The 1,994-nt window shown below is 67.0% G+C and carries 2 protein-coding genes and 1 tRNA gene; 2 read left to right on the top strand and 1 reads right to left on the bottom strand.

Annotated features, from left to right (window positions below):
- Positions 1-110: 110 nt before the first annotated feature.
- The gene (locus tag JHC79_RS23605) at positions 111-650 is read left to right on the top strand and encodes a DinB family protein (protein WP_296395506.1); all 540 of its coding nucleotides are present in this window, start codon (positions 111-113) and stop codon (positions 648-650) included.
- A gap of 35 nt (positions 651-685) precedes the next feature.
- Here JHC79_RS23605 and JHC79_RS23600 read toward each other — a convergent pair.
- Positions 686-759: transfer RNA gene (locus JHC79_RS23600), tRNA-Arg, on the bottom strand.
- Between the two features lie 109 nt (positions 760-868).
- Between JHC79_RS23600 and JHC79_RS23595 the strand changes: the two genes are divergently transcribed.
- On the top strand, positions 869-1,994 hold a 1,126-nt coding region (locus tag JHC79_RS23595; RefSeq protein ID WP_296395504.1), incomplete at its 3' end, for a CopD family protein.

Below are 1,994 nucleotides of genomic sequence, written 5' to 3'. Positions count from 1 at the left end.
GCGTGTTCGAGGGCCATGACGGCAGGTTAATACGCAATCACACACTGTGCAACAAGGTGCATATAAAAACGCATGTGCGATCGTCCGAGGTCGGCGTTACGGTCGGCGCCATGACCGACCTCGATGAGTACGGACGGCCCGAGCCACCGCTTGCCGCAGACGAGACGGCGACCCTCCTGGGGTTCCTCGACCATCAGCGGGCGACGTTCGAGTGGAAATGTCGCGGACTGGACGCGGCCGCTTTGCGGGTGACCGTGGGGGTGTCGTCGATGACGCTCGGCGGCCTGCTCAAACACCTGGCCTACGTGGAGGACGACTGGTTCTCGCGAGATCTCCACGACCGACCACGCAGAGAGCCGTTCGCGTCAGTCGACTGGGACGCCGATCCTGACTGGGAGTGGCATTCGGCAACCGACGACACCCCCGATGAGCTCGTGGCGCTGTGGCGCGAATGTGTGGACGGCGCACGGTCGAGCACCGAGCGGGCTCTGAACGACGACGGGTTGGACACCCTGACCCGCAGAGCGTTTCCGGACGGCAGGCGGATCAGTCTGCGGTGGATCCTCGTGCACATGATCGAGGAGTACGCGCGGCACAACGGCCATGCCGACCTGCTCCGGGAGTCGATCGACGGTGAGGTCGGGGAATGACGGGCCAGACGAGTGGGGATGGCGAGATCCCGGAGTGCCCCCGGCAGGACTCGAACCTGCGACCTAGAGATTAGAAGGCTCTTGCTCTATCCACCTGAGCTACGGAGGCGTGCTGCGCGCAGAAGTATATCGGCCGTCGCCCCGACCGACCCGGACGCCGGGTGCGGGCGGGCCGTGGAGATTGTCGGGCACGGCGAGCCCGCAGATAGAGTGCAGTCATGAGCGTGACCACTGCCGATTCGATCGACCTGCGCCGTAGCGCGGCCGCAGGGCTCGGTTGGGTCGTCGCCTGGGTGACCGCCGTCGTCGCGATCATCGTGACGGCGATGTCGGCGTCGCAGTTCTCGGAACTGACCGGCATCCCCGATCCGGGATGGATCACCACCTACGGACTGCCGACGGTGCAGGGCATCGGCGAGATCGGTGCGGCCATCGCGGTCGGGTCGGCCCTGTTCGCGGCCTTCCTCGTTCCGCCGCAGGCCGACGGCGTCCTCGATGTCGGTGGCTATCGCGCGGTCCGCTGGGCTGCGGTCGGCGCACTCGTCTGGGGCATCACCTCGCTGATGATGATCCCGCTGACGCTGTCGAATGTGTCGGGGCGGCCGCTGTCGGAGTCATTGCAGCCGTCGAACCTGATCACCGCGATCGAGCAGGTCGCCGACGCCCGATCCTGGTTGTGGACCGCGGTGTTCGCCCTCGTGACCGCGGCATTCGCGCGGGTGGCGCTGCGCTGGTGGTGGACTGTCGTCATCTTCGGTCTGGCGCTGCTGAGTCTGATGCCGCTCGCCCTGAGTGGACACTCCTCGGCCGGTGGCAGCCACGACTACGCCACCAACAGTCTCATCCTGCACATCGTGTTCGCGACGGTCTGGCTCGGCGGCTTGTTCGCGGTGCTCGTCTACGCCCGCGGACTGGGCGCCCACACCGGCCTGGCGGTGGCGCGCTTCTCCCGGGTCGCGCTGTGGTGCATCGTCGTCGTCGGCGCCAGTGGCGTGATCAACGCCCTGATCCGCGTCGAGTTGTCCGACCTGTTCACCGACACCTACGGCCGCATCGTGCTGCTCAAGACGGTGGCGTTGATCGTGCTCGGAGGTCTTGGGGCGATCCACCGACGACGAACCGTCACCGCTCTGCAGTCCGACCCCGACGACAGGGCGGCGTTCATCCGGTTCGGGCTCGTCGAGGTCGTGGTCTTCGCGGTGACCTTCGGTCTGGCCGTGGGACTGTCGCGGACGCCGCCGCCTGCCGAGGACACCTCGAAACTGTCGGTGACCGAGGTCGAACTCGGATACAACCTGCCCGGTCCGCCCACCGCCCTGCGGATCCTGACCGAGTGGCGGTTCG

Origin of the sequence: Williamsia sp., assembly GCF_016462415.1 — a bacterium.
Lineage (GTDB): Bacteria > Actinomycetota > Actinomycetes > Mycobacteriales > Mycobacteriaceae > Williamsia_A.
The sequence above is the reverse complement of the archived record's forward strand: the minus strand, read 5'-3'. Positions and strand labels throughout refer to the sequence as shown.

Bases quoted from the DNA above. Each gene is read 5' to 3' on its own strand.
- JHC79_RS23605 (WP_296395506.1), top strand. From the start codon at position 111: ATGACCGACCTCGATGAGTACGGACGGCCCGAGCCACCGCTTGCCGCA.